Below are 26,089 nucleotides of genomic sequence, written 5' to 3'. Positions count from 1 at the left end.
ACCGCCACCCGGCTTTTACGCCGCACGCTCATCCCGATTCGCCATCACCTTCGGCGTATTGACTTCAATCCAGTCCGCCAGCGCGGCGACTTTCTCGCTCACCTCGATGCCCATCGGTGTCAGGCTATACTCGACGTGCGGCGGCACGACCGGATACGACACGCGATCGACAAACCCGTCCTGCTCCAGCGCCTGAAGCGACTGGGACAGCATCTTTTCGCTCACCCCGCCCATTTTATGGCGCAGCTCGCTAAAACGGTGCGTTCCTCCGCGCAGAGCCAGCAGGATCAGCACGCCCCATCGGCTGGTAACGTGTTTAAGCACCTCCCGTGAAGGGCACTGTTCCGCGAAGAGATTGCCATCGCGCATTTGCTCGCTGAGCGTTGGGATCGTTTTTTTCATACTTACCTTTTTGTACGTACTTACTAAAAGTTAGCTATGGTGATAGTGTGCCACAACACCAGACAAACACGAAGGAGATTTATCATGATCGCGATTACCGGCGCTACCGGCCAGCTTGGTCAGCACGTTATTGAAGAACTGCTGAAAACCGTTCCAGCAAACCAGATTGTTGCCATTGTTCGTAACCCGGCGAAAGCTGAAGCGTTAAGCAACCAGGGTATTGTGGTTCGTCAGGCGGATTACACCGACAAGGCCGCCTTTACTGCCGCGCTGAGCGGCGTGGAAAAGCTGCTGCTCATCTCCTCCAGCGAAGTGGGCCAGCGCGCGACCCAGCACCAGAACGTTATCAACGCCGCCAAAGCGGCAGGCGTGAAATTTATCGCCTACACCAGCCTGCTGCACGCGGATAAATCACCGCTGGGTCTGCACGTTGAACATGTCGCCACTGAAAAAGCGCTGGCGGCGTCCGGCATTCCCTATGCCCTGCTGCGCAACGGCTGGTACACCGAAAACTACCTGGCGAGCGCGCCGCCTGCGCTGGAACACGGCGTATTCATTGGTGCCGCAGGCGAAGGAAAAATTGCCTCCGCCACCCGCGCAGACTATGCCGCGGCGGCCGCCAAAGTGATCGCTGAAGAGGGTCATGCGGGCAAGGTATACGAACTGGCAGGCGACCACGGCTGGACATTGAGCGAGCTGGCGGCGGAACTGAGCAAGCAGAGCGGTAAACCTGTGGCGTATCAAAACCTGAGCGAAGCGGACTTTGCAGCCGCATTGAAGAGCGTGGGTTTACCCGCCGGGCTGGCGGATATGCTGGCGGACTCCGACGTGGGCGCGTCCAAAGGCGGCCTGTTTGACGACAGCCGTACCCTGAGCAAGCTGATTGGCCGCCCGACTACACCGCTGGCGGAGAGCGTCAAAGCCATTCTGTAATTGTTACGGATTGGTTATTTTTTGTGGCATCCCCTCGGGTCATCTCTGATAATGTAGTGATGACCCATGAGGAGGCTCATCGTGCAAGGCGTACCGGAACAGTTTATTGATGAGAGAGACAGCGCGCGCTTTCGCCATCTGGCGCAGCTGCCGGGCCTTGAACTCTATCACGCGCATATCTCTGACTACGCCTTTGAGCCCCACACCCATGAAGCCTTCGGCATCGGCACCATCGAAACCGGCGCCGAACGCTTTCGCTATCGCGGCACCCAGCATCTCGCACCTGAAAAATCCGTTGTTACCATGAACCCGGACGAGATCCATACCGGGGAGTCCGCGACCGAAGACGGCTGGCGCTACCGGATGGTCTACATCGAACCCGATCTTCTGGAAGAGGTAACCGGCCTGCGCCACTGGTGGTTCAGCGACGTAACCCGTTACGACCCGCAGCGCTCTCAGCAGATCGGCAGGCTAATTTACGGCCTGTGGCATACGGACGATCCGCTGGCGCAAAAAGGCTTATTGCTGGATCTGATCGAGACCTTTCAGCCGCTAGCCCATCACGCGCCGAAGGTTCAGGAAGGCGCACACCGGTTCGAGCGCGTGCGCGAGTATTTGCACGACAACTATATGCACGCCCTGACGCTGGACGAACTGGCGAACGTTGTCTCGCTCAGCCCGTACCATTTCCAGCGCCAGTTCAAAGCCCATTTTCACGTTACGCCGCACCAGATGTTGATGGCCATCCGCCTGTGGCGCGCCAAGGCGTTTCTCACCCACGGTATGCCCGCCGCCGAAGTCGCCGCCGCAACGGGGCTGACCGACCAGTCGCATTTAACCCGCGCCTTCACCCGCCGCTACGGCATTACGCCCGTGCGCTACCAGAAACAGGTCACCCGGCGCTAATGCGCAATCTCATACAATACGCGCGCGTTTCCCCCTTCTAGACTGAGTGCAGAGTAAATCAATGTGGATGGAAAAATGATTAGCGGCGTGTTGTATGCCCTGCTTGCAGGTCTGATGTGGGGGCTGATCTTTGTCGGCCCTCTGATCGTGCCGGAATACCCGGCGATATTGCAGTCTACCGGACGTTATCTGGCGCTCGGGCTGATTGCCCTTCCTCTGGCATGGCTGGGGCGTACGCGCTTGCGACAGCTCAGCCGTCAGGACTGGGGCACCGCGCTGGCGCTGACCATGATGGGCAATCTCATCTATTACGTCTGCCTGGCAAGCGCCATTCAGCGAACCGGAGCGCCGGTGTCGACCATGATTATCGGCACGCTGCCGGTGGTCATCCCCATCTTCGCGAATCTGCTTTATAGCCATCGGGACGGCAAGCTGGCGTGGTCGAAAATGATACCCGCCCTGGCCTGCACCGCCGTGGGGCTGGTGTGCGTCAATATCGCCGAGCTGCGCCACGGCCTGGCAGACTTCAGCTTATGGCGTTACGGTTCGGGGATCGTTTTAGCGTTCATCTCGGTCGCGTGCTGGGCCTGGTACGCCCTGCGCAATGCGCGCTGGCTGCGGGAGAATCCGGATAAACACCCGATGATGTGGGCAACGGCGCAGGCGCTGGTCACGCTCCCCGTCTCGTTAGTGGGGTATGCCGGCGCATGCCTCTGGCTGGGCCATCAGCAGCCGGAATTTGCCCAGCCCTTCGGGCCAAGACCCTGGGTCTTTATTGGCTTAATGGTTGCGATTGCGGTGCTGTGCTCCTGGGTGGGCGCGCTGTGCTGGAACATTGCCAGCCAGAAGCTGCCGACGGTGATCTTAGGGCCGCTGATTGTGTTCGAAACCCTGGCCGGGCTGCTGTACACCTTCCTGATGCGCCAGAGCGTGCCGCCGCTGTTAACGGCCTGCGGGATCGCGCTGCTGGTGGTGGGGGTGGTGATGGCGGTAAGAGCGAAGCCGGAAAAACCGAGGGTCGTTCCGGCTTCGGAGGTGTGATTTTGCCGGGTGGCGGCTACGCCTTACCCGGCATGATGTTAAAACGTTTCCCAGTTCGCTTCAGGCGCCGTCGCTGCTGGCTGCGCTTTTGGCACATAGGTTTTCACCGGTGCCGCTTTGACCGCCTGATTACGCGTTATTTTGAACACCGCTACCGCTTCGTTCAGGCGTGCGGCCTGATCTTCCAGCGCCGCCGCTGCCGCCGCAGACTCCTCCACCAGCGAGGCGTTCTGCTGGGTCACGCGGTCCATCTCGGCTACCGCCTGACCAACCTGGTCGATACCGCGGCTCTGCTCGTCAGAGGCAGAGGCAATTTCGCCCATGATGTCGGTCACGCGGGTAACCGCGTTAACGATTTCCGCCATCGTCGCGCCCGCTTCGTTCACCAGCTGCGAGCCGGCGTTCACGCGCTCGCCGGAATCATCGATCAGCGCCTTAATCTCTTTCGCCGCCTGGGCGCTGCGCTGGGCAAGCGTGCGTACTTCTCCTGCAACCACCGCAAAGCCACGGCCCTGCTCGCCCGCACGCGCCGCTTCCACCGCCGCGTTCAGCGCCAGAATGTTGGTCTGGAAGGCAATGCCGTCGATAACGTTAGTAATTTGCGCGATTTTGCTGGAGCTGGTGGCGATCTCGTCCATGGTGCGCACCACCCCTTCCACCACGTTACCGCCCTTCTTCGCGGTTGAGGAGGCATCCAGCGCCAGACGAGACGCCTGACGCGCGTTATCCGCGTTCTGCTTCACGGTGGCGGTCAGCTGTTCCATGCTGGCTGCCGTCTCTTCCAGAGACGCGGCCTGCTGCTCGGTACGGGAAGAGAGGTCGTTGCTGCCCGCCGAGATTTCACCCGCACCGGTATAGATGGTGTCTGCGCCTTCACGCACCACGCCCACAGTGTTCGCCAGCGAGGTTTGCATCTCCTGCACGTTGCGCGCCAGGATAGCCATTTCGTTTTTGCCTTCAGCCTGAATCGGCTGGGTTAAATCCCCTGCCGCGATGGCGCGGATATGGTTGATCACCTCTTCCAGCGGCAGCAGCAGCACCCGGCGCATGGCGATCCAGCTGGAGATAATCACCGCAATGACGAGGATCATGACGGCAGAAAGGATCCACAGGATGCGCTTGTAGTCGCTTTCGTTATCCTGAATGCCTTTACTGGTGAGCGCAGCCTGCGCCTCGCGCCACTCGCGATAGACCTTTTGCATTGCCGTCTGCTTCTGTTCGGCATTCTGCTTGAACATATCTTCCAGGTTGCCCTGGCCCAGCAGAACGTTCATTTGCGTCAACGTGGCGGAGTAGATGCGGTACTGCTCTTCCAGCCGATCGGCCAGGTTCTCATCCAGACCCGGGGTATTCGGCAGGGCGTAGTATTTGTCGTAATGGACCTGCGCATTGGCCAGCAGATTTTTCGCGGTGTTAACCAGCTCGTTCAGCTGTCCGCCGTTAATCTGAGAGGCCATGCTGCTTTGCAGACGCAGCATCCCGCGGTTTAGCGTGACGCGCGCCTGGTTCAGGCTGATCCAGGCGTCGGTAAATTCCGCCACGTTCTGGCTGGAAAGCTGCGACACGGTGAAGTTGTCTTTATCGTTATTCAGCGCGTTGATAAAGATACCCGCGGAAATCACTTGCATGATGCCGAGCACAAGCAGCACCGAAATAAGAAGAGTAATGACTTTTATACGTTTAAACATGCGTTGCCTTTGTTATATGCAGGTTTGTCTGACGTGTATCTATCGGCACGCGCGGCGGGTTGTTTACTGTTTCTCCACCTTTAAAAACTTTCTAAACCACTTTCCTAAATCCATTCAGGGAGTTAAACGGGACATTTTTTTGTGATCCGTGTCGCACTTTCCCCCTTCCCTCTAAAGGGTTATAGCGCCGCCTTAAAGATGCATTTAATATGCATCTTATATTTTTAATGACGAGGTAACTGCTATGGCCTTTCGCGACCAACCCCTCGGCGAGCTGGCGCTCTCCATCCCTCGCGCTTCCGCGCTGTTCCGTAAATACGATATGGATTACTGCTGCGGCGGTAAGCAAACGCTGGCGCGAGCGGCCTCGCGCAAGGAACTGGACGTGGAGGCTATCGAAGCGGAGCTGGCGCTGCTGGCTGAACAGCCTGTTGAAAAAGACTGGCGCACCGCCCCGCTCGCGGAAATCATCGACCATATCATCGTGCGTTACCACGACCGCCACCGTGAACAGCTGCCTGAGCTGATCCTGCAGGCAACGAAAGTTGAGCGCGTACATGCCGACAAGCCTTCCGTGCCGCGCGGTCTGGCAAAATACCTGACCATGCTGCATGAAGAGCTTTCCAGCCACATGATGAAAGAAGAGCAGATCCTCTTCCCGATGATTAAACAGGGAATGGGAAGCCAGGCGATGGGGCCTATCAGCGTAATGGAAAGCGAGCACGATGACGCGGGCGAACTGCTGGATGTGATCAAACACACCACTAACAACGTCACGCCGCCGCCGGAAGCGTGCACCACCTGGAAAGCAATGTACAACGGCATTAACGAGATGATTGACGACCTGATGGAGCACATCAGTCTTGAGAATAACGTGCTGTTCCCGCGGGCATTGTCGGGGGAATAAAAAAGCCCGGTGGCGCTAGCGCTTACCGGGCCTACAACGTCCTCGAACATAGGCCGGGTAAGCGTCAGCGCCACCCGGCAGCATGCTTAACGCATGCCTGTCATACGTTTCTTACCGATAAACAGCCAGCCCAGCCCCAGCGCGATAAACCACAGCGGCGTGACGATCAGCGCCTGACGGGTGTCATCTTCGAGCGTCAGCAGCACCAGCACGAACACGAAGAACGCCATGCACACCCAGCACATCAGCTTGCCCAACGGCATCTTGTAGATCGACTTCTCATGCAGGTGCGGACGCTGTTTGCGGTACACCAGGTACGAGCACAGGATAATGGTCCAGACGAACATGAACAGGATCGCCGACACGGTGGTGATCATGGTAAACGCGCCAATTACGCTTGGGTTCACGTAGAGCATCACCACACCACCCAGCAGGCACATGCAGGAGAAGGTCAGCCCTTTCGCCGGTACCGCACGTTTAGAGAGTTTCGCAAAGGCGCTCGGCGCTACGCCCTCCTGCGCCAGACCAAACAGCATACGGCTGGTTGAGAACACGCCGCTGTTCGCAGACGATGCCGCAGAGGTCAGCACCACGAAGTTAATCAGGCTCGCCGCAGCAGGCAGCCCTACCAGCACGAACAGCTCAACGAACGGGCTCTTGCTGGGCACCACGGAACTCCACGGCGTAACGGACATGATGATGATCAGCGCGAAGACGTAGAACATGATGATACGCACCGGTATGGAGTTGATGGCGCGCGGCAGGGACTTCTCCGGATCTTTGGTTTCCGCAGCGGTCGTTCCGACAAGCTCAATCCCCACAAACGCAAACACCGCAATCTGGAAGCCCGCAAAGAAGCCGCTGATGCCTTTCGGGAACCAGCCACCGTCATTCCACAGATGGGTGAAGGACGCCTGAACGCCCGTTGGCGACTGGAAGTGCGTCAGGACCATCACCAGGCCCACCACAATCAGCCCCACGATAGCGACAATCTTGATCATCGCGAACCAGAACTCCATCTCACCGAACATTTTCACGGTGGCGAGGTTGAGGCTCAGCAGCAGAATAATCACCGCCAGCGAGGCGACCCAGTCCGACAGCCCCGGGAACCAGAACTGCGCATAAGCGGTAATCGCCACGACGTCCGCCATGCCGGTGACCACCCAGCAGAACCAGTAGGTCCAGCCGGTAAAGTAGCCCGCCCACGGGCCGAGCAGGTCCGACGCGAAGTCGCTGAAGGATTTGTATTCGAGGTTCGAGAGCAGCAATTCACCCATTGCGCGCATCACGAAGAAGAGCATAAAACCGATGATCATATAAACGAAGATGATCGACGGCCCGGCAAGACTGATGGTTTTGCCCGACCCCATAAACAGCCCGGTGCCGATGGCACCACCGATGGCGATAAGCTGTATATGACGGTTTGTGAGATTGCGCCGTAGCGACTGTTCAGACGTCGCCTCTTCTGCAGCGGCGACTTTGACCTGATCTACCATGTAATTTTTCCTGTTTATGCCTGTCTGTGTTGTTAAGGCTCTTCTGGCCTTTAAAAACGTCAAATAAATGACGGTCCCTTCGTAAGGGTTTATCGATATTAGGTAAGAATCGGCGGGATGAATACTATGATTTAGATATTATGTTAATAATATGTTGAAAGTGAGTGTCATATCACTCATACAGCGCGAAACAGCTCACAAAAATACACGCAACAGTTTCGTTTGCAAGATAAAATGTTGATTCCGTCGTAACTATGGGTTTTATCACTATTTTCCTCTCCCCGGGCGGAGAGAGGAAATAAGAAAAGTCGATTACAGGATTTCCAGCAGCTCGACTTCAAAGACCAGGGTGCTGAATGGCGGGATGGACGCGCCAGCGCCACGCTCGCCGTAAGCCAGGTTGTGCGGGATGGTCAGTTCCCATTTAGAACCCACTGGCATCAGGGTCAGGGCTTCGATCCAGCCCGCGATTACGCCGTTGACCGGGAACTCAGCCGGTTCGCCGCGCGCCACGGAGCTGTCGAACACGGTACCGTCGATCAGCTTACCGGTGTAGTGCACGCGAACGTGGTCGGTACGCGCCGGGATAGCGCCGTCGCCCTGGTTGATCACGCGGAACTGCAGGCCGGATTCGGTGCTGTTCACGCCTTCGCGCTCGCGGTTCTCTTCCAGATATTTCACGCCTTCGGCTGCCATCTCTTCGAAGCGCGCGCGACGCACGGCGTCAGCACGTTCGTGGATTTCACGCAGCGCACGATGCACAACGTCAACCGGAACGGCAGGCTGTTTACCTTCCAGCGCATCAGCGATACCCGCCACCAGCGCTTCAGGTAACAGACCTTCCAGGCCGGATTCGCTCAGCTGCTGTCCTACCTGCAAGCCGATACCGTAACTTGCCTGCGCTTCGATAGTGTCAAAAGTCGGGGTGGTCATGGGTTTTCCTTCCATCACATTTAAAGTAGCGGGCAGCATATCAGCCATGCCCTTATGGGTAAAACTTTGTCTGAAGTTAAGGTGACAAACCGCGACGAAACAGAAACAATAGAGACAACCAGGATTAATCCCGAACTGATGTCACGGATGTCCGGTTTGCTACGTCGTTCAGGCAGTTAGCGAACTATACTTCGAAGCACAGGATATAAAAGACGCGGAGCAGGAGGAGAGCCATGCCCGGGCGATTTGAACTGAAACCTACCCTGGCGAAAATCTGGCAGGCGCCGGACAATTTTCGCATTATGGACCCGCTGCCTCCTCTGCACCGCAGGGGGATCATCATTGGTGCGCTGATGGTGATCGTGGGCTTCCTGCTTCCTTCCGGCGGTGATGATGTTGATACCGCGCCGGTCACCCGCAATGCGCAGCTGGATCTTCAGTCGCAAACGCGGCCGCAGCCTGACGCGCAGCCGATGCAGACGCAGCTGGTAACCCCGTCTAACGATCCGGGTCAGGTCGCGCCTGTTGAACCCGAACCCGTTCAGGATGAACAGGAGCAGGCCGCAGCGCCGTCTGAGCCGCAAACCCAGCAGCCGACCGGCATCGAGCAGCAGTGGCGTTCCTATCGCGTGGAGCCGGGCAAAACCCTGGCACAGCTTTTCCGCGACCACAACCTGCCGCCGACCGACGTGTATGCCATGGCAAAAGTGGAAGGCGCAGGTAAACCGCTGAGTAACTTACAGAACGGCCAGATGGTGCAGATTCGCCAGAACGCCAGCGGGGTGGTCACCGGGCTGACCATTGATACCGGAAATGGGCAGCAGGTGCTGTTTACCCGCCAGCCGGACGGCAGTTTCATCAGAGCACGTTAATGGCGTATGCCGGGTAAGGCGAAGCCGCCACCCGGCACTTTTGTTCTCAGGCACTCCGTTTATTCACCCACCAGATCCCCGAGCAGACCAGCACCAGCGCAATCGCGTATTTGATATCCAGAATGTTTTCGCCGAGGAAAATGGCGGAAAGCACCGTCCCTGCAACAGGAATGACAAAGTTGAACGGAGCAATCATGCTTACCCGGTTCACTTTCAGCAGCGCGCTCCACAGGGCGAACGCCACCGATGAGAGCAGCGTCAGATACCCCAGCACCGCAACGGCCTTCATGCTGTGCACTTCCAGCGTTCCGCCCGTGGCATAACCTCCCGCAACCAGCGCAGCTCCGCCTATCGCCAGCTGCCAGCCGGTCATCACCGTTGGGTCGACGGTCTGGGAAATACGTTTCCCGTAAAGCGTGGCGGCAGAGAGAATAAAAGCCGCCAGCACCACAAAGCCGTCGCCTTTCCAGATAAACTGGAAATCGCTCAACCCACTGTGAAAATTCACCAGCATCACCCCGGCAAACCCAAGAATACAGCCCAGCGTTTTGTTATAGCTGAGTTTGTCATTGTGGTAGATAAAGTGCGCCAGCAGTACGCTGAAGAAAGTCCCGGTGGCGTTCATGATTGAGCCGTTTACCCCCGTCGTGTAGGCCAGTCCTATATAGAAGAATGTGTACTGAATGGTGGTCTGGGTCAGCCCGAGGATCGTGAGCTGGCCAAACTGCGCGGGCGTGAGCCTGCCAATCGGTTTGCGCTGGGCCAGCGCAAACAGCAGCAGCAAGGCACCGGCAAACAGAAAACGGTATCCGGCAAAAACGACTTTGGAGGGAATATCATCGGTCGCGATCTGAAAGAGTTCGTAGCCATTTTTAATGGCCGGGTACGAGCTCCCCCAAAGCAGGCAGCAGAGCGTGGCGCAGGCGTAGGCCACATGTCGACGGGCAAAGACGGGCGTGGGCAGAGCGGTATCCATGACAAATCTCATAAATAAAATTGCGTTTCAATTTATTATCAGAGAATGCGTCAGGAATAGCTACCATACGAGATAAAAAGAGAATTTCCGGTAGCCTTAAAAAAGCAAAACGCCGGCACAAGGCCGGCGCTTCGACGCAAGCAGAGTAAAAAATTACTCAGCTACAACGTTAACAACCAGTTTAGCGAACACTTCGCTGTGAACCTGGAAGTCAACTTCGTGCTCACCAGTGGTACGCAGAACGCCGTTCGGCATGCGAACTTCGCTCTTAGCCACTTTAACGCCTGCTGCAGTAACTGCATCAGCGATATCGCGGGTACCGATGGAACCGAACAGTTTACCTTCGTCGCCAGCTTTGGAAGCGATGGTAACAGTGCCCAGTGCGTTGATTGCTTCAGCGCGAGCGTTAGCAGCCGCCAGAACGTCAGCCAGTTTGGCTTCCAGTTCAGCGCGACGTGCTTCGAAAAACTCTACGTTTTTCTTAGTAGCTGGAACAGCTTTACCCTGTGGAACCAGGAAGTTACGAGCGTAGCCCGCTTTAACGTTAACCTGATCACCCAGGCTGCCCAGGTTTGCTACTTTATCAAGCAGAATAACTTGCATTACCTTATCCTCTTAAAGTCGTATTAATGGACCGTGCCCGATTACTGATGACGATCAGTGTACGGCAGCAGGGACAGGTAGCGAGCGCGTTTGATAGCGCGAGCCAGCTGACGCTGATATTTTGCACGAGTACCGGTGATACGGCTTGGGACAATCTTACCGCTTTCGGTGATGTAGTTTTTCAGCGTTGCGATATCTTTATAGTCGATCTCTTGAACGCCTTCCGCGGTGAAACGGCAGAACTTGCGACGACGGAAATAACGTGCCATATGGCTAGTCTCCAGTATCTATCAAATCAATCTGCTCGGCATGCAGAACCATTTTGCTCAGGCCGTTCTTTGCCTTGTGGCAAGAGATGAACCCCTGAACGATTACTGCGCTACCGACCGTTAAACTGTGAGTAATGGCCTGGTTTTCGTGTCCGCTAATAATAACGGGCATTTGGCACCACGCCTGCCGGTGAAACCCGGCTTCCTCTTGCACAGAACGATGCTCAAGCACGAACTGGCAATGCGGAATTCCTGATGGACTGACCTTTCGAAGGGGAGCCCTGCATACGATGCCGGACAACGCCAGACGGTTGGTCATCAGAAATTACTCTTCAGAATCCCCAGCATCAGAATCATCTGCGGTTTCGTTTGCGAAATCATCGCGACGCTCACGGCGCTCGTCTTTCGCTTTAACCATCGGAGATGCTTCGGTAACTGCGTTTTTGGTACGCATAACCATGCTGCGGATAACGGCATCGTTGAAGCGGAAGGTAGTTTCCAGCTCATCGATCACTTCCTGCGGCGCTTCAACGTTCATCAGAACGTAGTGTGCTTTGTGCAGTTTGTTGATCGGGTAAGCCAGCTGACGGCGGCCCCAGTCTTCCAGACGGTGGATCGTACCTTCTGCACCAGTGATGGCAGCAGAGTAACGCTCGATCATACCCGGAACCTGTTCGCTCTGGTCAGGATGGACCATAAAAACGATTTCGTAATGACGCATCGAATTGCTCCTTACGGATTATTCAGCCTCCTGTCTGGGTCAGCCGAGGCCCGGGGAGGCAAGGAACGTGTTAAAGGTCGGCTGAAAAATTGACGCGTCATAATACTTGCCCCCCCCAGGAAACTCAAGCTGATTGCACAAATAATTCGCACAAAGCGTAAAGCTGGTCTAAGTGGGTGATTTAAAATTAATCGCATCAGGAAGCGTTGTTTTTTTGAACAACTGCATCAGAAATGGTCACGCATCCCCGCCGGAGGAATGATTACACTTTAATCAGAGATCAGCTGAATTAAAGAAGGAGTATTCCCCTCACACAGCACGCAGTCGTGGAGCGCATATCATGAAAAAAATCGCAGCAGCCATAATGGCGGCGCTTTTGCTCAGTGCAAATGCGATGGCAGCCATCAAAATAGACGGCCGGCAGGCCAGAAACATGGATGATGTGCATAGCTTAGGCGTAATCTATATCAATCATAATTTCGCCACTGAAAGCGAAGCAGATCGGGCACTAAATGAAGAGACCGATGCCCAGGGCGCAACCTATTACCACGTGATGTTAACCCGTGAGCCCGGCAGCAATGGCAATATGCACGCCAGTGCAGATATCTACCGGTAACCCTTAACGCTAGCACCAGGAAAGCCAACAACGAGAACATAGCCATAGTTGACGTTGCCCCCTGTCCGGGGGCTTTTTTTTGTGAATGGCTCCGGAATACCACCGGTTACAACTGTTTTCGGTATTCCAGAGCACTTATTCACTTCTGCCCGTAGTAGGCATTCGGGCCGTGCTTGCGCATGAAATGCTTGTTCATCAGGTAATCGTCAATGCCCTGAAGCTGTGGGTTGATGCCGCGGGCAATCCACGCCATGCGCGCCACTTCCTCCATGACAACCGCATTATGAACGGCGTCGTGGGCATCTTTTCCCCAGGCGAACGGGCCGTGCTGATAGACCACAATACCCGGCGTATGCAGCGGTTCGCTTTCACCCAACGTTTCGATGATGACCTTCCCGGTGTTGAGCTCGTATTCGCCTTCCACTTCAGCCTGCGTTAATGCGCGCGTGCAGGGGATGTCGCCAAAGAAGTAGTCCGCATGCGTTGTTCCCAGCGCCGGAATCGCCAGCCCCGCCTGTGCCCAGGCGGTGGCGTGCGTGGAGTGGGTATGCACAACGCCACCCAGCGATGGATAACGCTGGTACAGCGCCAGATGGGTCGCCGTATCAGAAGAAGGACGCCATTTGCCCTCAACGACGTTTCCTTCGAGGTCGACCACCACCATATCGTCCGCTTTCATGGTTTCATACGCCACGCCGCTCGGCTTGATCACAACCAGACCTTGTTCACGGTCGATGGCGCTCACGTTGCCCCAGGTGAACGTTACCAGGCCATAGCGCGGCAGATCCATATTGGCCTCAAAGACCTGCTGTTTCAGCTTAAGCATGTTCAGCCTCCAGTAACCCCGCGCGCGCCATACGCTCGCGCACCCAGTCCCGCGCTTTTGCCACTTCCGCAGCCGGATCGTCTGACGTTTCGCTCCACATCTCAATCAGATAAGGGCCGCAATACCCTGTCTGTTTGAGCGTCTCGAAGCACCGTTCGAAATCCACCACCCCGGTGCCGAACGGTACGTTTTTAAACACGCCAGGGCGGGTATCTTTGACGTGCACCGCCACGATATGCCCGATGCCCGCCTGCAGCTCCATCTGCACGTCGTTATCCCAGGCCGACAGATTGCCGATATCCGGATAAAGCTGGAACCAGGGGTTATTCAGATAGTGCGCATAGCCCAGCGCCTTGCTGATGGAGTTCATCAACGGGTAGTCCATGATCTCCATCGCCAGCGTGACCTGCGCGCGGCTTGCCATCTCAACGCTCTCTTTCAGGCCGTCACGGAAACGACGGCGCGTTTCGTCGTTGGCTTCCTGATAGTAGACGTCGTAACCCGCCAGCTGGATCACGCGGATGCCGACATCCTGCGCAAAACGAATGGCTTTGCGCATGATCTCCAGCCCTTCAGCGCGCACGGCATCGTCTTCACTGCCGAGCGGAAAACGGCGGTGGGCGCTCAGACACATGGACGGCACGCGCACGCCGGTTTCGGCAATGGCGCCCACCAGCGCCAGGCGCTGCTCGCGACGCCAGTCCAGGCGAGAAAGGCGCACATCCGTCTCATCCACGGACATTTCGACAAAATCGAAACCCAGCTGTTTTGCCAGCCGTAACCGCTCCAGCCAGCACTCCCCTGCAGGGAGTGCCTTTTCATAGATGCCAAGCGGGACCTGTTTTGACAACATACCCGCTCCTTAACCCCAAAGCTGAGCGATTGAGCGTTTGAACTGACGCGCCGCTTCCACCGGAGATGCCGCGTCGCGAATGCTGCGGCCAGCGATAAAGACGTGAATAGGGATGCCCTGGAACAGCGGCAGATCTTCCAGCGCCAGGCCACCGGTGACGGTGACTTTGAAGCCCATATCCGCCAGACGCTTAATCGCGCTGATATCCGCTTCGCCCCACGCCACGCCTGCGGCTTGCGCATCGCGGCTGCGGTGATACACCACCTGCTGGATGCCCGCATCGCGCCACTCCTGCGCCTGCTCCCAGGTCCAGAAGCCGGTCAGTTCAATCTGCACGTCGCCGTTAAACTCTTTTGCCACGTCCAGCGCGCCTTTGGCGGTGTTGATATCCGCACAGCAGATCACGGTGACCCAGTCGGCGTTGGCTTCAAAGCACATGCGGGAAAGGATTTTGCCTGCGTCAGCAATCTTGGCATCCGCCAGCACGATTTTGTGCGGATAGAGCGCTTTCAGGTCACGAACGGCGCGCACGCCTTCGCCCACGCACAGAATGGTCCCCACTTCGATGATATCCACCTCTTCCGCAATCAGGCGGGTGGTTTCGTAAGCGTGAGACAGCGTCTGGTTATCCAGCGCAACTTGCAACATTGGTAATGACATGTTCAATTCCTCTTAAACGGCCGCCGCAGTGGCGTTATCAATTAAATCCAGCACTTCCTGCGCGGTGCGGCAGGCGCGTAAACGGTCAAAATTGGCTTCGTCATCAAACAGATTGACGATCTGCATGATGCCCACCTCCTGGTGGGTGTTGGCATCAACGGCCGCCATGGTGATGAGAATGTCGACCGGGTCGTTATCTTCGTGGTTGAACACCAGCGGCGTTTTCAGGGTCACCAGCGCAAAACCGGTTTTCTTGACGCCCTCTTCCGGGCGGCCGTGCGGCATGGCCAGGCCCGGCGCAATCACGAAATAGGGGCCGTGCTGCGCCACGCCATCCAGAATGGCCTGGTAATAGCGCGGCTCGACAACGTCCGCTTTAACCAGCAGATCCACACTCAGCTTCACCGCTTCCTGCCAGGTGCTGGCGTCGGCCTGTAAAAGGATGGCGTTATTCTCTGCCAGCGAATCACGTAGTTTCATGTGGCGTCCTTACTTCACGTCTTGTGGGAAGTGTTCTTTGATCACTTCCAGCAGTTTTGGCCCGAAATCCGCAGGCGAGAGCATGTTGCGCACGCCTACCACATATTTGTTGCCCGACACGCTAATCTCACCGGCAATATGAGTTGAAGCGATGATGATGTCCGCGCCGTTCAGTTCACTTTTGTATTCACCCACTGCGCAGCTGTTCACCGTGTGGTCGATGTTTGACTGGGTCAAAAACTGGTCCACTTTCATCTTCATGATCATGGAGCTACCTTGCCCATTGCCACACACAGCCAGGATACGTACGGTCATAATCGAAACTCCTTAATGAGCAGACACTTCTGCTGTTTGTTTTTCCGCATCTTCTTCAGCTCGCAGCGAACGGCCAGCGAAGAACATATAAGCCAGAGCAATCAGGATGATGACGGCCATAAAGGCCAGACCGACGGAGGCAAAGCCCTGCATCATCGGTGGGGCCAGAATTGACCAGTCCGCCATGCCCATCCAGGCGCTCATACCGGTGAGCTTGACCGCCCACACGCAACCGAAGATTTCCACCATGCCCATCACCAGGCAGATCTTGAGCGCCGCGCGCCAGCCGCCGAAGTGGTTAGCAAACACACCAATGGTGGCGTTGGAGAAGAACATCGGGATAAAGCCAGGAATGATCAGGATTGAGGAGCCGCAGCCCACCAGGATGCCCACCGCAATCAGCTGGCCGATGGTGCCCCACATAAAGCCCCAGACGACGGCGTTTGGCGCAAAGCTATAGATAGCCGCACAGTCAATCGCCAGTACCGCACCAGGGATCAGGCGCTGAGAGATGCCGTTAAAGGCCTCCGACAGCTCGGCGACGAACATACGCACGCCCTGAGTGATGATGAAAATCGCTACCGCGAAGGAGAAACCGGTCTGCAGGATATAGACCGTCCAGTGGGTTTTACCCGCCATCGCCTGCACGACGTCAATGCCGAAAGAGAGCAGAATGGCGCCGAAGAAGATGGTCATCACAATCGCGGTGGAGACGATGTTGTCGTGGAAGATATTCAACCAGCCAGGCAGTTTGAGGTCTTCGACACTCTCCTCTTTTTTGCCCAGGTACGGCGCAACTTTATAGGCAATCCAGGAGGCGAACTGCTGTTGGTGGCCGATGGAGAAGCCACAGCCGTCAGTCACTTCCTGGGTTGGCTTGTACATCATGTTGGAGGTGATACCCCAGTAGAGCGAGACCAGCACCGCGGTGCAGATAATCGTGGTCCACATGGAGTAACCGAAGATATAGAGAGAAACCGCGATCAGCCCCGCCTGCTGGAACATGATGTGCCCGGTGAGCATGATGGTGCGAATGCCGGTAATGCGGCGCAGGAGCACGTAAATGATGTTCAGCGCCAGCGCGAGCAGCACCGCATACCCCACCCAGCTATAGGCATCACCCATGCGATCGATGGTCGCCATCATTGAGGCGTAGGTATCAGAGATAGCGCCGTTGATGCCATACACTTCCGACATTTTGGCTACGACCGGCTTAAACGTGCTGGTCAGAATGCCTGACCCCGCCTGCAACAGCATGAAGCCGATAATGGTTTTGATGGTGCCTTTAATAATCACGCTGACGCTTTTGCGCAGCAGGATGTACCCCAGGCACGTCACGATACCCAGCAACAGCGGGGCGTTGGTCATTACCTGATTAAAGAAAACGGTAAAGACGTTGTAGAGGATCTCCATAACTCTCTCCAGAAATGAGAACACGAGGGGCAATCCCTGTGCGGTTGGTGCCATCACTCTATTAATCACAAATAATCACCACAAGATTGCATTTGATTATTTGTGACGCATCACGCAATTTATTTCCATGCTGTTAGTAATGATTTTCACTACCGCATCACAAAAATAAATTAATCCTTATAATTCATCAAATTAATGTTTAATGCAGGATAGTCTAACAAGTAAAGAGTGGAGAGTCCGTGAAGTCGCGCAGATAAAATTCCGCATTTTCACCATTGCAAAGCACGTCAAATAGTGCCAGCATAAATCATAACGAATCACCATGTGATTACTTTTGATTAAACCAGGAGTTAAAACGATGAGTAAAGTGAAAACCATTACCCGTGAATCATGGATTCTGAGCACCTTTCCGGAGTGGGGTAGCTGGCTGAACGAAGAGATCGAGCAGGAACAGGTTGCTCCTGGCACGTTTGCAATGTGGTGGCTGGGCTGCACCGGTATCTGGCTGAAATCTGAAGGCGGCGCCAATATCTGCGTCGATTTCTGGTGCGGCACCGGCAAACAGAGCCACGGTAACCCGCTGATGAAAAAAGGCCACCAGATGCAGCGTATGGCCGGCGTGGAAAAGCTCCAGCCGAACCTGCGCACCACGCCGTTTGTGCTTGATCCTTTTGCCATTCGCCAGATCGATGCCGTGCTTTCTACTCACGATCACAACGACCATATCGACGTGAACGTGGCGGCAGCGGTGATGCAAAACTGCGCGGACGACGTACCGTTTATCGGGCCGCAAACCTGCGTAGATCTCTGGATTGGCTGGGGCGTGCCTAAAGAGCGCTGCATCGTGATGAAGCCTGGCGACGTGGTGAAAATTAAAGACATTGAAATCCACGCGCTGGATGCCTTTGACCGTACCGCGCTGATTACCCTGCCGGCCGACCAGAAGGCTGCTGGGGTACTGCCAGACGGCATGGACGAACGTGCGGTGAATTACCTGTTCAAGACGCCGGGCGGCTCCCTGTATCACAGCGGTGATTCCCACTACTCTAACTATTACGCGAAGCACGGCAACGAATATCAGATTGACGTGGCGCTGGGCTCGTACGGGGAAAACCCGCGCGGTATTACGGACAAAATGACCAGCGCCGATATGCTGCGCATGGCGGAAGCGCTCAACACCAAAGTAGTGATCCCGTTCCACCACGATATCTGGTCAAACTTCCAGGCCGATCCGCAAGAGATCCGCGTGCTGTGGGAGATGAAAAAAGACCGCCTGAAGTACGGCTTCAAGCCCTTTATCTGGCAGGTAGGCGGCAAGTTCACCTGGCCGCTGGACAAAGACAATCTCGAGTATCACTACCCGCGCGGCTTCGATGATTGCTTCACCATTGAGCCGGATCTCCCGTTTAAATCCTTCCTCTGATTGTGAGGCCACATCGCCAGACCCTGTGTCTGGCGATTTCATATTTATTTTAGTAATTTCACGCTATTTCAAATATCATCTTTTCAAATCAATTCTTATCGGAATAGCTCATGACGGAAGCGCAACGGCATCAAATTTTACTGGAACTCCTGGCGCAAACAGGGTTTATCACCGTCGAGAAAGTGATCGAACGTTTAGGGATCTCCCCCGCCACCGCGCGGCGAGACATCAACAAGCTGGATGAGAGCGGCAAGTTGAAAAAAGTCCGCAACGGCGCAGAAGCCATCAGCCAGCAGCGTCCACGCTGGTCGCCGATGAATATTCATCAGGCGCAGAATCACGATGAAAAAGTACGGATTGCCAGAGCGGCGTCGCAGCTGGTGAACCCCGGTGAGAGCGTCGTTATCAACTGCGGCTCCACGGCGTTTTTGCTGGGCCGTGAAATGTGCGGCAAGCCGGTGCAAATCATTACCAACTATTTGCCGCTGGCTAACTACCTGATCGATCAGGAACATGAAAGCGTGGTGATCATGGGCGGCCAGTACAACAAAAGCCAGTCCATCACGCTCAGCCCGCAGGACAGCGAAAACAGTCTCTACGCCGGGCACTGGATGTTTACCAGCGGCAAAGGCCTGACCGCTGACGGCCTGTATAAAACCGATATGCTGACCGCGATGGCGGAACAAAACATGCTCAACGTGGTGGGCAAGCTCGTTGTGCTGGTCGACAGCAGCAAAGTCGGTGAACGCGCAGGCATGCTGTTCAGCCGCGCAGAACAGATCGACATGGTGATCACCGGCAAAGGGGCGAACCCCGAGATCCTCCAGAAGCTGGAAGATCAAGGAGTGAAAGTCCTGCGCGTTTAAAGATGCTTGCGGAAAAACGCCACCGTGGCGTCCAGCGCCGCTGGCGTGATGCGGTGGCGGACGCCTGATTCCCACAAACAGGTCAGATTAGCGTCCAGTCCTTCATTCTTTAACGCCTGCTGCAGGCGGAAGGTTCCATCGGGCGGGACAACATCGTCCGCATCACCGTGCCATAGCAGCAGCGGGCGATCGGCCAGGCGCGGCAATGCCCGGGTCACTTCCCACTCTGCCAGCATCGGCGTAATTTCCGTTAAATCCTGAGGGGGGAAAAGCGTCTTCGCCAGCGAGGTAAAATAGCCCGAGCCCATCAGACAGGCAACAGACCGCACGTCAGGATGATGCGTCATAATTCCCAGCGCCGTCATGCCGCCCATCGACGCCCCGGCCACCGCCAGCCGATTATCGGCCACCAGCCCTGCCTCATAGAGCGCATCGCGCAACCCGGCAAACTCGGTCAGGCTGCCGTGCAGAATGTGCCAGAACTGCCCCAGTCGCGCCCGCTCATTGCCCGTAAAGCGCGCGCCGTGGTCAGGCGCATCCGGCATTACCACGCGAAAACCCGCCTGAGCCAGCGCCACTGCAAAATAACTGTAAACCAGTTTCGATGAGGTAAACCCATGATAAAAAACCACAACAGGCAGCGATTTATCACGTTTCCCTGCCGGCACAGCGTGTAAAATTTCATGGTCGCCGAGATGGCGTATTTCAATTTCAATCATTGTCGACCCTGTACGAATGAATGATTCATAATGTTGAGAACTGGATTACGGTTTGACGCTATTTTCATTCGAAAATTACGTCCCAGATAACACTTCGGGAACATTCCCCCAAAACTAAATTCGCAGACAACTACACTATGGCTAACAGGAAACGAGATATGGTTATGCACAGGTTTGCTGCTTTATTGCTGGTGTTTCTGCTCAGCGGCTGTAGCGCACTGCAGGGTACACCGCAACCCGCTCCCCCGGTTGCCGATCATCCGCAGGAGATTCGTCGTAATCAGACGGAAGGATTACAGCGAATGGGCACCGTCTCCGCGCTCGTTCGCGGTTCGCCGGATGACGCAGAAGACGCAATAAAGGCACAAGCAGTCGCTGCCAAAGCAGATTATTACGTCATTATTATGATCGACGAAACCATCATAACGGGACAGTGGTATTCACAAGCCATTTTGTACCGGAAATAATGGTTTACCTTTGAACGACATTTACACTGCTTTGCGTCCATAGACATTTTCCTGTCCACAATAAACTCCATGCCAGCGACAAGGAATGGGAGTTTATTCGCGAAGGATTGCCCGGCGGATACCGGAAATATGTGAAATGGAGCTGACGATGAAACGAACTCTTGCTTTGACCTCTCTGTTGCTCTCTGCAGGCCTGGTGAGCACCACCGCGCAGTCAGCAGAATTCGCCAGTGCGGATTGCGTAACAGGTCTGAATGAAATAGGCCAGATCTCCGTCAATAACATTCCGGGGAGCCCGCAAGACGTTGAACGTATCGTGGCATTAAAGGCCGATGAACAGGGCGCGTCATGGTATCGCATCATCCAGATGCAGGAAGATAACCATATCGACCAGTGGCGGGTACAGGCCATTCTCTACGTATAAATCCTTCCTGATAAAAGCCACTTATTTTTAGTGGATTTTCGTTTTTGCAAATTTTTTATCTAATTTAAAACCATTCTAAAACAATAAAATAACATTTTGTTACATTAATTCAGTAAACGTAATCTCCGCTCTGCCGTTGAAGAACCATACCTTTTCAATGATGAGCAATTTATGATCAATGTTTTCCGCCGTGCGGGCCTTGGAACAAAGCTGTCGCTGCTGACGGGCGTCAGTGTCGCCACGCTGTTTCTGCTTTTCACTTTCCTGCTCAGCCAAAAAGCCAGCCAGCAGCTTGAAGCCCTCGCGGTAGAAGATCTGCATAATCAGTCCACCGGTATGGTCGACATGGTGCAGATGTTTAATACCAGCCTGAGCGAAGAAGTCGAAAGCTACACCAGACTGTTTACGACATTTCTGCCTCAGCCGTTTAGCGTCGATACTCAGCAGACCCGGACCATAAACGGGCTCGCCGTTCCCCTGCTGAAAGGGGGCGACGCTGAACTCCATGAAAATACAACGTTTTCTGATGATTTCCTGAGCCGTACGGGAGCGATCTCAACGCTGTTTGTTCGCAGCGGTAACGACTTCATTCGCGTTGCCACCTCCCTGCGCAAAGAGAATGGCGATCGCGCTATGGGAACGGTTCTGGACACGAGCAGCCCGGCGTTTGCCTCCGTCACGAAAGGCGAGGTGTACCGCGGCCTGGCGCTCCTGTTTGGCAAGCGCTACATAACCCAGTACCAGCCCGTGAAGAACAGTGAAGGTCAGGTTATCGGGATCATCTTCGTTGGGGTGGATATCACTCACTCCTGGAATGTCATGCGCGAGAAAATCCTCAACCGCCGCCTGGGCGAGAGCGGGCACTTCTTCGTGCTGGACCGCAGCAACGGCAAAACGCGCGGTCAGTATCTGTTCCACGCCAGCGAAGAGGGAAAACTGCCGAAGTGGGATAGCGCCACCCAACAGCAGCTGTTGAGCGATTCCTCAGGCACGCTGGAACGCGTAAGCGACGACGGTCGCACGCTGAAAATGGCCTATACGCCGCTGCCCGGCTGGAACTGGACCATCGTCGGTGAAGTGGATAAATCAGTCCTGCTCTCAAGCGTTAACGCCATGCGCGACCGTTTCCTGCTGGCCGGCGTAGCGTTGTCCGTCCTCTTCGCGGGCCTGTTTGTGGTGCTTATTCGCCGGATGCTGACCCGTCCGCTGCGTAACGTGATTGACCTTGCCCGCCAGTATGCCGCGGGCGATTTACGCTCCAGCCTGCCCGTGACCCGCCAGGATGAGGTTGGCCAGCTGGTTGAAGCCATTAACGGTATCGGTGATGGGCTACAAAAAATTGTCCTGCAGGTCCGCGAGGCCGCGGGCGAGATCCATCTGGGCACCAATGCGCTGGCCTCCGATACCGGAGACATCTCCGAGCAGATCAACAAGCAGGCCAGCAGCGTTGAAGAGACCTCCGCCAGCATGGAGCAACTGGCCGCGACCGTGCAGCAAAATGCCGCCAACATGGAGCAAACGCAGCAGCTGGTAGGTGAAACCTCGCGCGCGGTTCATCAGGGTGGTGAAACGGTGACCCATGCGGTTGCCACCATGGACGACATTCGCGAAGCGTCAAAACGTATCGAAGACATCACCCGCGTGATCGAGTCCATCGCGTTCCAGACTAATATTCTGGCGCTGAATGCGGCGGTAGAAGCGGCACGCGCAGGCGAGCATGGAAAAGGTTTTGCTGTGGTCGCGCAGGAAGTTCGCGCCCTGGCAGGTCGAAGCGCCAACGCGGTGAAGGAGATTGAACATCTGATTGGCGATACCCTACGAAAAGTGGGCGAAGGCCACGCGCTGTCTGAACAGACGCGTCTGGCGATGGATTCCATCATCGTTCATATCGACAACATCAGCCAGCTGGTCACGGAGATTAACCACGCGTCACGCGAGCAGTCCGCGGGGATCGGCCAGGTCAATCTTGCCATGACCCACATTGGCGAAGCGTCGCATATCAATGCCGATCGCATCTCACGCAGCGAGCAAACCGCACGCACGCTGCGCGAGAAAGGGTCACACCTTACCCAACTGGTCAGCCTGTTCCAGCTTAAACGCTAGCCAACCCTGCCCGTGGCGCGCAGCAGCAGATCGCTTTGCACCTGCTCATTCATGAGCGTACCGCCACGGGTATCCAGCATCATGCGGCACCACGCCTGCGCCATGGGCGGCGATGCGTGCCGCAGCATCTGGCTGCCGGTCCCCAGCAAAAAGAGCTGCTGAGCGATCTCCCTCCCCTGTGCCTCCTGCGGTTTACGCAGCTTTTGCTGAAGCTGCCGCCAGCTGCGGTCAAAGTGTCTGTCCTGCCCTTTGACCTGGGCAAACTCGTCGGCAAGCAGGTCGTGGATACCTGGCTGCTTCGCCAGCACACGCAGCACGTCCAGGCACATGATATTGCCCGATCCTTCCCAGATGCTGTTCACCGGCATCTCACGATACAGGCGTGGAAGTTCACTCTCCTCGCAGTACCCGACGCCACCGAGTGCCTCCATCGCCTCCGCCACGAACGGAATGCCCCCTTTGCACACGCTGAATTTTGCGGCCGGGGTAAAAAGCCGCGCCCAGGCGGCCTCCTGCGGGTCGGTGCGGTTATCCCACGCCCGGGCCAGACGGAACAACAGCGCCGTGTGTCCCTCCAGCACCAGTGCCATACGGCTTAGCACTTCACGCATTAGCGGCTGATCGATAAGATTTTTGCCGAAGGTCTGACGCTGATGGGCGTGGTACAGCGCCACGGAAAGCGCCCGGCGCATTAGCCCGTGGCTGCCCAGCGCGCAGTCGAAGCGCGTCAGCCCGCCCATCTTCAGGATTTGCCGCACGCCTTCTCCCTCTTCACCCAGCAGCCAGCCGGAGGCATCGAGGAACTCCGCCTCGCTGCTGGCGTTCGAGCGGTTGCCGAGCTTGTCTTTCAGACGTTCCAGCCGTACGGCGTTGCGCTGTCCGTCGGGTAAGAAACGCGGGACAAAGAAGCAGGACAAACCGCCTTTCGCCTGCGCCAGCACCAGATGCGCATCGCTCTGCGGCACGGAGAAAAACCACTTGTGGCCCACCAGACGGTAGCTGCCGTCGCTGCATTTTTCCGCTCTGGTGGTGTTGCTGAGCACGTCCGAGCCGCCCTGCTTTTCCGTCATTCCCATGCCGATCAGCAGGCCGCGCTTTTGCCCACCCGGCGCGAGATGGGGATCGTAACGGTCGCTCATCAGCGGCGTTAACCATTCATGAAACGGTTTGGGCAGCGACTGCTGCAACAGCGGCGTGGCGGCGAAGGTCATGGTCACCGGGCATAACGTCCCCGCTTCTACCTGAGCATGGAGCACGAAGCGCGCGGCCCTGGCGACGAAAGAACCTTTTCGTGCCTCTTCCTCCCATGCCAGATTATGTACCCGGTTAGCGCAGAGCCCCTGCATCAGCAGGTGCCATGCCGGATGAAAGCGGACGTCATCCAGCCGCTCTCCCGTGGGGTCGTAGCGTAATAGCTCCGGCGGATTCACGTTCGCCAGCCTGCCCAGCTCCAGCGACTCCGCCGTGCCTAACTGCTGTCCAATGCTGGCAAGAAGATCCATATCCCACTCGGCACCCTCGCGCGCAACCGCGTCGCGCAGGGCGCAGTCAGAGAGGAAAAGGTTGCTGTTAGAGAGTGGGGCTGGTTGATTAAAAACGGTATGGGTCTGCCAGTGCATGCTGTCTCCCTCCTTCAGTGGCAATGAAGGTAAGTATGGACAGACCGTATGAACGCTGCATGGGAGTGAGGTCACACGATGGCGATCCCGCTGATATCATTCGTGAAATAGCTCACAGAACATAAGAATAAACTATTTCATTACTCAGCTTATGTTGAATAATTTATTCTTAACCCGTCTTTGTGAGGATCGTTATGCAACAGGATGCGCACAAGCGAGCATTAATTGCAGGCTCCATTGGTAACTTTATCGAGTGGTATGAGTTTGCGGTCTACGGTTTTCTGGCGACCGTGATTGCGAAGAACTTCTTCCAGCTTGAGGGAGAGGCGGGACTGACCAGTCTGATCCTCACCTGGGCCTCGTTTGCCATTGCCTTCTTCTTCCGTCCGCTGGGTGCGGTGATATTTGGCCGCATTGGTGACAGGATAGGCCGAAAACCGACGCTGATTATTGTGCTGGTGCTAATGACGCTCGCCACCACGGCCATCGGCATCGTGCCCGTCTACGCCAGCATCGGCATTGCTGCACCGCTGATCGTTACGCTGCTGCGCATCCTGCAGGGCCTGTTCGCGGGCGGCGAGTACGGCGGTGCGGTCTCACTGATGACGGAGTTCGCCCCGCGTGGCAAGCGCGGTCTGTACGGCGCGTGGCAGTCCTTTACCGTGGCGCTCGGGCTGTTAGCGGGCGCAGGTATTGTCGCGCTGCTCTCTGCCCTCCTCACGCCTGAAGCCCTGCACGACTGGGGCTGGCGCATTCCATTCTTCCTTGCCCTGCCGATGGGCGTGGTCGCGCTGTGGCTGCGGGTGAGCATGGAAGAGACGCCGAGCTTTGTGCAACAGAAGGAAAAAGCGGTCATTGCTCAGGCCAGTACTTCCGCCACGCTCAAAACCATCCTGATGGGCATTGGCCGCGTGATGGTCTGGTCCGCGGCGGGGTATACCTACCTCGTGATCATGCCGACCTATCTGCAGTCTGCGCTGCACACCGGGTTTAATCAGGCGCTGCTGATAGCGGTGATTTCTAACATTGGGTTTGCGCTCACCATCATTCCGTCGGGAACGCTGAGCGACAGGATCGGGCGGCGAACGGTGATGATTATCGCCACCGTGCTACTGCTGATCCTCGCCCTGCCGCTGCTGAAAATTTTGCAGGCGGAATCCAGTACGATGGCGGTCAAAGCGATAGTGGTATTGATTGCGGGCGGTCTGGTGGGGATGCTGGCAGGGCCGGGGCCGGCGATGCTGTCTGAGATGTTCCCGACGCGCGTGCGCTATACCGGGCTGGGGCTGGCCTATTCGTTATCAAACGCGATTTTTTCGGGCTGTGCGGGGTTAACCATTACCGGGCTGATTAAGCAGACGGGCAACCTGGACATTCCGGCCTATTACGTGATGGCAACGGCGGTGGTGAGTATTTTCGCGCTAATGACGCTCAGGAAGGATGACCATTTACGGTCGTTAGAGGAGTGAGGTTGTCACCGTCTGGTGCCCTCACCCCGGCCCTCTCCCACGGGGAGAGGGAGAAAACACTAAAGGCCGTCCTTTGGACGGCCTTGCTG

General features: G+C 56.2%; 29 protein-coding genes. 12 read left to right on the top strand and 17 right to left on the bottom strand.

The window, feature by feature from the left end; all coding sequences use genetic code 11:
* Positions 1–15 precede the first annotated feature (15 nt).
* Complete coding sequence (locus tag AC2FAJ_RS10875) at positions 16–402, bottom strand: winged helix-turn-helix transcriptional regulator (protein WP_028015279.1); 387 nt, start codon at positions 400–402, stop codon at positions 16–18.
* A gap of 84 nt (positions 403–486) precedes the next feature.
* Here AC2FAJ_RS10875 and AC2FAJ_RS10870 point away from each other — a divergent pair, with 84 nt between their 5' ends.
* From AC2FAJ_RS10870 to AC2FAJ_RS10860, 3 genes are all read left to right on the top strand, one after another.
* Positions 487–1,335 (top strand): SDR family oxidoreductase, encoded by an 849-nt coding sequence (locus AC2FAJ_RS10870; RefSeq protein WP_045631257.1) that lies wholly within the window; start codon positions 487–489, stop codon positions 1,333–1,335.
* Between the two features lie 81 nt (positions 1,336–1,416).
* Positions 1,417–2,241, top strand: a complete 825-nt coding sequence (locus AC2FAJ_RS10865; protein WP_248113318.1) for an AraC family transcriptional regulator — start codon at positions 1,417–1,419, stop codon at positions 2,239–2,241.
* Positions 2,242–2,316: 75 nt separating this feature from the next.
* On the top strand, positions 2,317–3,282 hold the full coding sequence (locus AC2FAJ_RS10860) for a DMT family transporter (protein ID WP_045631258.1): 966 nt from the start codon (positions 2,317–2,319) through the stop codon (positions 3,280–3,282).
* A gap of 38 nt (positions 3,283–3,320) precedes the next feature.
* Here the strand turns inward: AC2FAJ_RS10860 and AC2FAJ_RS10855 are convergent, their stop codons facing one another.
* Complete coding sequence (locus AC2FAJ_RS10855) at positions 3,321–4,970, bottom strand: methyl-accepting chemotaxis protein (RefSeq protein WP_045631259.1); 1,650 nt, start codon at positions 4,968–4,970, stop codon at positions 3,321–3,323.
* A 244-nt stretch (positions 4,971–5,214) separates the two neighbouring features.
* On the opposite strand from AC2FAJ_RS10855, the gene ytfE reads away from it, so the two are divergent.
* A complete protein-coding gene (gene ytfE / locus AC2FAJ_RS10850) occupies positions 5,215–5,877 on the top strand; it encodes an iron-sulfur cluster repair protein YtfE (protein ID WP_041911473.1) in 663 nt (220 codons plus the stop codon).
* 86 nt (positions 5,878–5,963) lie between these two features.
* Here ytfE and cycA read toward each other — a convergent pair whose 3' ends face one another.
* Complete coding sequence (gene cycA / locus AC2FAJ_RS10845; protein WP_485454121.1) at positions 5,964–7,373, bottom strand: D-serine/D-alanine/glycine transporter; 1,410 nt, start codon at positions 7,371–7,373, stop codon at positions 5,964–5,966.
* Between the two features lie 312 nt (positions 7,374–7,685).
* Positions 7,686–8,306, bottom strand: a complete 621-nt coding sequence (bamJ, locus tag AC2FAJ_RS10840) for a BamJ family beta-barrel-assembly machinery protein (protein ID WP_008502892.1) — start codon at positions 8,304–8,306, stop codon at positions 7,686–7,688.
* Positions 8,307–8,539: 233 nt separating this feature from the next.
* Here bamJ and AC2FAJ_RS10835 point away from each other — a divergent pair, with 233 nt between their 5' ends.
* On the top strand, positions 8,540–9,178 hold the full coding sequence (locus AC2FAJ_RS10835; RefSeq protein WP_028015272.1) for an OapA family protein: 639 nt from the start codon (positions 8,540–8,542) through the stop codon (positions 9,176–9,178).
* A 46-nt stretch (positions 9,179–9,224) separates the two neighbouring features.
* On the opposite strand, the gene AC2FAJ_RS10830 is transcribed toward AC2FAJ_RS10835, so the two are convergent.
* From AC2FAJ_RS10830 to rpsF, 5 genes are all read right to left on the bottom strand, one after another.
* Entirely contained in the window at positions 9,225–10,154 is a 930-nt protein-coding gene (locus tag AC2FAJ_RS10830; protein ID WP_063437233.1) for a DMT family transporter, read from the bottom strand.
* Between the two features lie 153 nt (positions 10,155–10,307).
* Positions 10,308–10,757: a 50S ribosomal protein L9 gene (rplI, locus tag AC2FAJ_RS10825; protein WP_006810372.1), complete on the bottom strand. Its 450-nt coding sequence runs from the start codon at positions 10,755–10,757 to the stop codon at positions 10,308–10,310.
* Between the two features lie 41 nt (positions 10,758–10,798).
* Positions 10,799–11,026 (bottom strand): 30S ribosomal protein S18, encoded by a 228-nt coding sequence (gene rpsR, locus AC2FAJ_RS10820; protein WP_000135199.1) that lies wholly within the window; start codon positions 11,024–11,026, stop codon positions 10,799–10,801.
* Positions 11,027–11,030: 4 nt separating this feature from the next.
* Complete coding sequence (gene priB, locus AC2FAJ_RS10815; RefSeq protein WP_028015270.1) at positions 11,031–11,345, bottom strand: primosomal replication protein N; 315 nt, start codon at positions 11,343–11,345, stop codon at positions 11,031–11,033.
* Between the two features lie 6 nt (positions 11,346–11,351).
* Positions 11,352–11,747 (bottom strand): 30S ribosomal protein S6, encoded by a 396-nt coding sequence (rpsF, locus tag AC2FAJ_RS10810; RefSeq protein ID WP_014068637.1) that lies wholly within the window; start codon positions 11,745–11,747, stop codon positions 11,352–11,354.
* Between the two features lie 340 nt (positions 11,748–12,087).
* Between rpsF and yjfY the strand changes: the two genes are divergently transcribed.
* The gene (yjfY, locus tag AC2FAJ_RS10805; RefSeq protein ID WP_045631262.1) at positions 12,088–12,363 is read left to right on the top strand and encodes a DUF1471 family protein YjfY; all 276 of its coding nucleotides are present in this window, start codon (positions 12,088–12,090) and stop codon (positions 12,361–12,363) included.
* 139 nt (positions 12,364–12,502) lie between these two features.
* On the opposite strand, the gene AC2FAJ_RS10800 is transcribed toward yjfY, so the two are convergent.
* From AC2FAJ_RS10800 to ulaA, 6 genes are read right to left on the bottom strand one after another with little or no spacing between them, the layout of a single operon-like run.
* Entirely contained in the window at positions 12,503–13,189 is a 687-nt protein-coding gene (locus AC2FAJ_RS10800; RefSeq protein WP_045631263.1) for an L-ribulose-5-phosphate 4-epimerase, read from the bottom strand.
* On the bottom strand, positions 13,182–14,042 hold the full coding sequence (locus AC2FAJ_RS10795; RefSeq protein ID WP_045259632.1) for an L-ribulose-5-phosphate 3-epimerase: 861 nt from the start codon (positions 14,040–14,042) through the stop codon (positions 13,182–13,184). The genes AC2FAJ_RS10800 and AC2FAJ_RS10795 overlap by 8 nt, the downstream gene beginning before the upstream one ends.
* Positions 14,043–14,051: 9 nt before the next feature.
* Positions 14,052–14,702 carry a 3-keto-L-gulonate-6-phosphate decarboxylase UlaD gene (gene ulaD, locus AC2FAJ_RS10790; RefSeq protein WP_023334265.1) on the bottom strand — a complete coding sequence of 217 codons (651 nt, stop codon included), beginning with the start codon at positions 14,700–14,702 and terminating at the stop codon, positions 14,052–14,054.
* Between the two features lie 12 nt (positions 14,703–14,714).
* Positions 14,715–15,182, bottom strand: a complete 468-nt coding sequence (gene ulaC / locus AC2FAJ_RS10785; protein WP_045259633.1) for a PTS ascorbate transporter subunit IIA — start codon at positions 15,180–15,182, stop codon at positions 14,715–14,717.
* 9 nt (positions 15,183–15,191) lie between these two features.
* Positions 15,192–15,497, bottom strand: coding sequence for a PTS ascorbate transporter subunit IIB (ulaB, locus tag AC2FAJ_RS10780; protein WP_003856022.1), 306 nt, complete (start codon positions 15,495–15,497; stop codon positions 15,192–15,194).
* 12 nt (positions 15,498–15,509) lie between these two features.
* Positions 15,510–16,910: a PTS ascorbate transporter subunit IIC gene (ulaA, locus tag AC2FAJ_RS10775; protein ID WP_041911480.1), complete on the bottom strand. Its 1,401-nt coding sequence runs from the start codon at positions 16,908–16,910 to the stop codon at positions 15,510–15,512.
* 358 nt (positions 16,911–17,268) lie between these two features.
* Here ulaA and ulaG point away from each other — a divergent pair, with 358 nt between their 5' ends.
* Both ulaG and ulaR read left to right on the top strand, forming a co-directional pair.
* Entirely contained in the window at positions 17,269–18,333 is a 1,065-nt protein-coding gene (gene ulaG / locus AC2FAJ_RS10770) for an L-ascorbate 6-phosphate lactonase (protein ID WP_045631264.1), read from the top strand.
* Between the two features lie 110 nt (positions 18,334–18,443).
* Positions 18,444–19,199: an HTH-type transcriptional regulator UlaR gene (gene ulaR / locus AC2FAJ_RS10765; protein WP_024907324.1), complete on the top strand. Its 756-nt coding sequence runs from the start codon at positions 18,444–18,446 to the stop codon at positions 19,197–19,199.
* On the opposite strand, the gene yjfP is transcribed toward ulaR, so the two are convergent.
* Positions 19,196–19,918, bottom strand: coding sequence for an esterase (gene yjfP / locus AC2FAJ_RS10760; protein ID WP_041911482.1), 723 nt, complete (start codon positions 19,916–19,918; stop codon positions 19,196–19,198). The genes ulaR and yjfP overlap by 4 nt on opposite strands.
* 137 nt (positions 19,919–20,055) lie before the next feature.
* Here yjfP and bsmA point away from each other — a divergent pair, with 137 nt between their 5' ends.
* The 3 genes from bsmA to AC2FAJ_RS10745 all read left to right on the top strand — a co-directional run bounded on the left by bsmA (position 20,056) and on the right by AC2FAJ_RS10745 (position 22,912).
* The gene (gene bsmA / locus AC2FAJ_RS10755) at positions 20,056–20,385 is read left to right on the top strand and encodes a biofilm peroxide resistance protein BsmA (protein WP_028015263.1); all 330 of its coding nucleotides are present in this window, start codon (positions 20,056–20,058) and stop codon (positions 20,383–20,385) included.
* A gap of 136 nt (positions 20,386–20,521) precedes the next feature.
* A complete protein-coding gene (yjfN, locus tag AC2FAJ_RS10750) occupies positions 20,522–20,809 on the top strand; it encodes a DUF1471 family protease activator YjfN (protein ID WP_032644956.1) in 288 nt (95 codons plus the stop codon).
* Between the two features lie 171 nt (positions 20,810–20,980).
* Positions 20,981–22,912 (top strand): methyl-accepting chemotaxis protein, encoded by a 1,932-nt coding sequence (locus tag AC2FAJ_RS10745; RefSeq protein WP_047364087.1) that lies wholly within the window; start codon positions 20,981–20,983, stop codon positions 22,910–22,912.
* Here the strand turns inward: AC2FAJ_RS10745 and AC2FAJ_RS10740 are convergent.
* Entirely contained in the window at positions 22,909–24,531 is a 1,623-nt protein-coding gene (locus AC2FAJ_RS10740) for an isovaleryl-CoA dehydrogenase (protein WP_485454120.1), read from the bottom strand. The two genes, AC2FAJ_RS10745 and AC2FAJ_RS10740, sit on opposite strands and share 4 nt — an antisense overlap.
* A 194-nt stretch (positions 24,532–24,725) precedes the next feature.
* On the opposite strand from AC2FAJ_RS10740, the gene AC2FAJ_RS10735 reads away from it, so the two are divergent.
* On the top strand, positions 24,726–26,000 hold the full coding sequence (locus AC2FAJ_RS10735; RefSeq protein WP_485454119.1) for an MFS transporter: 1,275 nt from the start codon (positions 24,726–24,728) through the stop codon (positions 25,998–26,000).
* Positions 26,001–26,089 lie beyond the last annotated feature (89 nt).

This window comes from Enterobacter cloacae complex sp. 385G4 (assembly GCF_057320665.1).
The sequence above is the reverse complement of the archived record's forward strand: the minus strand, read 5'-3'. Positions and strand labels throughout refer to the sequence as shown.